Here is a 6,018-nt window from a genome sequence, read left to right on the forward strand (position 1 = left end):
GATTATTTAGGACTAGTCAATATCAATTTCAGTACTCTTGTTTTTTTTAATCTTGTAAGTATTATTTTTAACACCTAATTCTTTTTTATTTTCTTGACATGAAAATAGTGCATTAAAAAATATACCGGTGAACAACATTATGATTATTTTTCTAAATAACTTAGTTTGTTTTTCCATTTGCTTCTGTTGTAATAACATCAATTTTAGTATTTAGAGCACCTTGCTATTCAAAATCTACGAATTTTGACAACCCAACAATCCCTAGTATGGTTCATTAATCCCTCCATATTTAGCGTCTTCATAAAGCTCTTTAAAATCGGATATATTGTAATAATTATTCTTTTTAAACTCTTCTGCATATTTTTCACTATGTAGATAAGGAAAAAAAGAATAAAAGTAATTATCACTCATTTTTGTACCATAATAACAGACTATCGCTCTAATTTTAGTTAACTCACTAAAGCTTAAATCATTTCCCTTATTTTTATAATAATCCCGAAAAAGTAATAAGCTGGCCGCATATTTCTCTCTTTCAATCTCGTTTTGGGTTAACATGAAATCGAAGACTTCTTTATGAACTTCAATTTTATTATCACAATTTCTAGTCCATAGAATTTTTGCAAACTCTTCTACATCATCCTCACCATTTTTTAAAAGATTTTTTTCTAATACCCATTTTAATAAGTCCTTATCCTGAACGTAACCAAAGGTTTTTACCAATGATTCTAAGAAAAATTTGTCATGAGTTTTTAACCAAACGAAACTTGCCTTACTATCATTGAATAGGTATTTATTACGATTGACAAGAATACTGATGTTTTTAGTTCGTTGTTCAGCCAAATCTGTAATGTCTTTCCATTTAGTCAAATATATTTTCTCAGTATTTCCATTTCTAGTTACCTCGTTAGGAAAATTAAATTCTTTTGATGCTATTTCTGGATATTCTTTTTGGTAGTCAATAATTTCTGGTAGAGAATATAAATTTAAAATTATCTTATTCTCTATACTGAAATATAAATCCTTTCTGAAACCATCTAGATCGTAGTAATTTATTTTTTGAGGTTTAAAACATTTATCAAAAGAATTTATATAAAAAATATCATCATAACGGTTAGCAACTCCAAAAATTGTTTGGATCTTTTTTATGAATACTTCTTCGTCTATTCGCTTATAGCCATAATGAAATAATAGGTTTATTATAGGTGGCAAACTTATGTCTAAATCAGTCTTATCATATTCATAAAAAGCATAATCAGTATCATAATAAGTACTATAGCCTCCAGCTTTTAATTGGCGCTCTAGTATTTTTTCAATTTCGGTATTACTTTTCTTAGAAGAATCTTTACGACTTCCAACGTTGCTAGACAATTCTTTTTTTTGTAAATTATTACATGAAAATAAAGAAATTGCCAAAAATAATATAATCGTTTTACTCATCTTATCTTGTAGATTTACTGTTATTAATTTCGTCTATATCATAAAATGGAAGTTTTTTTTCTTCTTCTTGTACAATATAATTTTTTGGTTTCATAATGTAAAGAACATCACTTTTGGGCATTGATCCCAAGCAAATTTTTTGTTTTCCTGTAACATTTGAACCTTGATTACCACCTAAATTCACATAATCTCCTTTAGAATTTAATCCAATAATAAAGACAACATGAGAATGGCTTTTTATAACAGCGACAGCACCTATAAAAGCATCTGTTATTTCTCCATTTGGCCATCCATCCTTACCAGAACCTACAATATATTTATTTCCTTCTATCCCCCAATCCCTAGCTCCTATTGCTCCTTTAGAGTTTGTGTTCTTATAAAGTGAAGTTTTATTAAAACACCAATTTACAAAAGAAGCACACCAGGCGCCTCTATAATCGCCATCATATCCTGCTTCGTTAAAATATTCTTTTATTTTTTCTTTTAATGGACTATCTTCTTCTTTTAATCCTTTATACTTTTCAAATTCCTCCCATGCAATTTCCATCCAAGGTGCTCTCTCATTACTATTTTTTTTATTTTTTTCTTCTAATCTATTCGGGCATTCCCCTTGAAACAATTGATTTGCTCCTGGATTATAATGCTTCTCTAATAACTCGGAAGTAACTTCTGCAACTGTAGTTTTACCACCAATAAATCCATATCGATCTTCGAAACGTTGTCTTAAATATACCCATTTTTTCCTTTGTGTATGTTCCGCACCTTTCATAAAGGAAGGATTTGAAGCATAACCGTATTTGGTTACCCAAGGTTCTTTGCCTATGTTTATTTTACGTTGTTCGGAACTTGTATTACTTCCGTCTCCATCTGGTACAGAAATATTTTCATCAAAAACAACATAAGTAGGATCACTCCCCTTGCCTACTGCATTTGGCTTTAAAACCAATAAATAAAGATCGGTCATTGTGGTTAATAAAGCTCTCTTCTTGAAAAAATACTCTTCAACATATTTCATTTGATCAATAAATGACATTGCTCTTAACTTTGCTCTTGTCGTACCTAAACTTTTTGCTGAAGCATCACTAAACTGAATAAGACCTGAGAAGTCAACTCCATTATCAGTAGAAGGTTTAAAAGTTCCTGCTGTTTCAAGATGGATAATAGACATAAGCTCGCTTGCTTTTTGTTTTTTATTCGCTTCTCCCCAGAGATTGGCACAAACATCAAGTACTTTTTTTCTCTCGTTACAAGTTAATTGATTACTCCAATGAAAATTGAAATCTTTACAAACACAAGTATCCTCCTTCTTCGTCCATACACCATCAGGATCTTCTCCACTAACATCAACCATCATTAAACTATTAATCACTTGCTGTTGAATATCGGTAGAAATCTCATTTTTTACGGCAAGTTTTTTCTCCAGATACAGCGGATTAGCGACAGTAGTGTTTTCGGTACTTATTTGTGATTTCGCTTTTCCTTCAATTTCGGCTGTTATATAATATTCATGAAATTGCCCTTCGTCAGATTCTCCTTTATCAGCTTTACTATTGGCTAAATCCGCATGCATTGGATTCAAATAAAATCTGGCATCGACAAAACCACGTTCTATAAATCTATTTTTTAATTCTATTTTAATATTTTTTTTATCATTGCCATCGTCTTCCCATAAAGTCACTACAATAGGGCGCAACTCCATACCTACACAATGTACACGGGCAATAATCCAGTTCCCGTAAGCAAAGGCTTTTTTGGGTGTGTTTTTGTGTACATCGAGAAGCTCTATAAAGGTAATTTTTGGTTTTGCTGCCGGTTGAGTTTTAATATTTATCATATCTTTTGCACCATAAGCATGAACGATTATTACTACTTCTTCCCAATCCTGACTTATTTCTGAAAATGTAAAATCTACAGTTTTCCCTATTTTCTTTCCATCATCAATAAAACGCCATTTACCGGCATCTCTAACATGAACAAACCATTTTATTTCCGGATCATTCCAATCTGAACCCAGTGTTATGGGTTGTATTTCAAAAGGTTCATTTTCTTTTTTTACAGTATATTGCTCAGCAACTCCCACTTCTGGAGTTAAGGTTCCAATTATTTTTATATTTATTTCTTTTTCCATTTTTTACTTCTTAATTATTTATAAAAAACACCTTTGCTTACCAATTCATCAAACATTAGTGGGCAAATTTGCTCCAATAATTCCTTATCTTCATTATCGATTTGTTGCTGACTCACTTCTGCGATTTGTCCGTGTTTTGTGATTTCGATACAATCAGGTCCTCCAAAAGGACAGGTCGCTTTGCTGTCCTCAATAAGCATTTTTCCTTGATTGCTCAGCGTTACTTTTTCATAAGAACCAGACCATTGCTGTATCATGGTCTGACAAGGTTTAAAGCTGTTACCAAGGGGTTGCATTTTGCAATTGCCAAAGGTGTTTTTTTCTAAAGTTTGCCCAATTTCTTTGGTCGTGGCAATTAGTTTTTTATCAGAATCTTTGTCGTTGGCGTAGTGTTTACTTTGCGATTTTACTTTTAATATATCTGTTGCCTGTGGATCTTCACTAAATTTACATTTCAAGGTTGCACCTTGAACTACTACATGTTTTTTACTCATAACTCAATTGTTTTTAATCTTTAACCAAAAGTGATATTCCGGTAGGTGGTGTAATTTTTGTTTCATTTAGATTTTTAACCTCAATCATAATCTTCTGATTCCTATTCTTAAGGTCACATTCCACCGTAAAATATTCTATACTGTAATTATTAGGATTTAAAAAATAAGCTGCATTATAACTTCCATTGATAAACTCATTTTCTGAAGTTCCTTTTTGGGTAACTTCAATCAGGTTTGAATCATCAAGATAAGGAGCCACTTTTTGTATAATATGAAATTTTTGATTTTTCATTTTTGTAATACACGGAAAAAAGAGATTCTTAATCGTTTCTAATTCTGGCGTATATTTTTCATGAATTCCATTAAAGTAGGCTCTCAAAAACCAATTCCTGGATACGTATTTTAATAGTGTATCGTCATCTTTAATTATATTTTCAATACTTTCAACTATATTATCATAAACGACGCCTTGGTAAGCTTCTTTGATTTCTTCTTTTCTCTCTTCCCACCGTGCTTTTATTTTGTAGTAACTGTTAAGATCAATCCATTTTCCCCATTCATCCACCACAATTCGAAGCGGAAACAAAAGCTGATCGATTTGCTCTGCTATTTGTTGTGCTCTATTTTGAGCTACTTTTTCATTAATCAACAAGGGAGAAATTTTATTGATCTGAATGAAATGATAATCCTTTTGATTTGTTTGAGATTGTAGTCTAGTGAGTTTGTAATACTGACGTAATGTTTGTTTTGTACCCTCTTTTTCGATAGTATACTTTACCGAATATTCTGTGTATAGGTTATGAGGACGAAAAGGCAAAATAAAATCACTGCCGACAAAACGTACCGGTTCCGGTTTTTTGTTTTTTAATAATGCTTCTTTTTCCCTTTCATCCTGTATAATTATAAATTTCAGATGTTGTGGAAGTCTACTCCCGATACAGTTCTCAAGCTCGCTATGAATATTGTGATACTGTTTAAGCTCCTGAACTTCTACATCCAATTTCCTTGCTATACTATCTAAAGTATCACCTTGCTGAATTTCATATAGGTTATAATTTAAATTCTTCATGCTTCATTATATTTTTATTCTATTTTTTTTACTGATTTGCTATTTTCTATACCTTCTATTTGCACTTTCTTAGCTGTTTCATTCATCATGCGGGCATCATAGATTATGTCATCAGACTTAATGATTTTTTGAACTTCTTTTACGCTTCTTTTCCTTCTGCGTTCGCAAATAACCACAGAGTTTTCTGTAATTGGATTTGCGCCTACATGCTCATTGGGGGTAATACCTTGTTTTTGATGCCATTTGTTTTCGATAAAAAAGACCCAATTGTAGTCTTGTCCTTCTGGCTGGATTAATTCTATCTCATTTTCGGGATTGTGCTCATTATAACCTTGTAAGGTTAAGATAAACAAACGTCCAAATTCGACTCTCACAGGCGCAATAGCTCGCATAGAAATGGGTTCCTGATCGTAATAACCTCTTTTTATTACAAAAGTAATGAGCATCACATCCTTCATTTCTTCGTCAGTAACATCATCGTATTTTGCTTTTGGCGTCCAGGTAGCGTATTCGGGCGGTGGAATGAGCATCATCAGATTAAATGAAATATTAATTCCTGTTGGACACAAGAACAATACAAAATGAATGCACATGAGATAGGTAAAGAATATTCCGTTGAGGGTCGTGTAGATAATGATAAACGGTACACTAGAATACAGAATAACCAATGTACCAAAAAGTACTTCTATACCAATCTTGGTGCTACCAAATTGCTTAAAACCTTTTTGATACAGCCAACAATGTAATATTCCCATGAGAAAGGAAACCACCTCGTAGAAAAGAAATTCATCTGAAACCTCGGAAAATAATTTGTTATGCCCAAAGAAAACTAACAGGGCATAAAAAAGTACAAACGATAAAATGTACGGGTAAAATACCTTTTTGTAGCT

Annotated in this window: 5 protein-coding genes; all 5 read right to left on the bottom strand. The window is 32.1% G+C overall.

The features are described 5' to 3' along the window. Positions 1 to 261: 261 nt before the first annotated feature. Positions 262 to 1,437, bottom strand: coding sequence for a hypothetical protein (locus B0A66_RS22090; protein ID WP_089052007.1), 1,176 nt, complete (start codon positions 1,435 to 1,437; stop codon positions 262 to 264). A 1-nt stretch (position 1,438) separates the two neighbouring features. Continuing rightward, positions 1,439 to 3,565, bottom strand: a complete 2,127-nt coding sequence (locus B0A66_RS22095) for a C40 family peptidase (protein WP_089052008.1) — start codon at positions 3,563 to 3,565, stop codon at positions 1,439 to 1,441. Between the two features lie 14 nt (positions 3,566 to 3,579). Continuing rightward, complete coding sequence (locus B0A66_RS22100; protein WP_089052009.1) at positions 3,580 to 4,059, bottom strand: DUF4280 domain-containing protein; 480 nt, start codon at positions 4,057 to 4,059, stop codon at positions 3,580 to 3,582. 13 nt (positions 4,060 to 4,072) lie between these two features. Beyond that, positions 4,073 to 5,128 (bottom strand): LysM peptidoglycan-binding domain-containing protein, encoded by a 1,056-nt coding sequence (locus B0A66_RS22105; RefSeq protein ID WP_123868284.1) that lies wholly within the window; start codon positions 5,126 to 5,128, stop codon positions 4,073 to 4,075. Positions 5,129 to 5,142: 14 nt separating this feature from the next. Further along, the coding region (locus tag B0A66_RS22110; protein WP_165766671.1) for a TssN family type VI secretion system protein at positions 5,143 to 6,018 on the bottom strand (876 nt) is incomplete at its 5' end.

Origin of the sequence: Flavobacterium hercynium (assembly GCF_002217285.1) — a bacterium.
Lineage (GTDB): Bacteria > Bacteroidota > Bacteroidia > Flavobacteriales > Flavobacteriaceae > Flavobacterium > Flavobacterium hercynium.

What these genes read in the sequence shown, in the direction of transcription:
- B0A66_RS22090 (WP_089052007.1), bottom strand. Translation starts at nt 1,437, where the DNA reads ATGAGTAAAACGATTATATTATTTTTGGCAATTTCTTTATTTTCATGT.
- B0A66_RS22095 (WP_089052008.1), bottom strand. Translation starts at nt 3,565, where the DNA reads ATGGAAAAAGAAATAAATATAAAAATAATTGGAACCTTAACTCCAGAA.
- B0A66_RS22100 (WP_089052009.1), bottom strand. Translation starts at nt 4,059, where the DNA reads ATGAGTAAAAAACATGTAGTAGTTCAAGGTGCAACCTTGAAATGTAAA.
- B0A66_RS22105 (WP_123868284.1), bottom strand. Translation starts at nt 5,128, where the DNA reads ATGAAGAATTTAAATTATAACCTATATGAAATTCAGCAAGGTGATACT.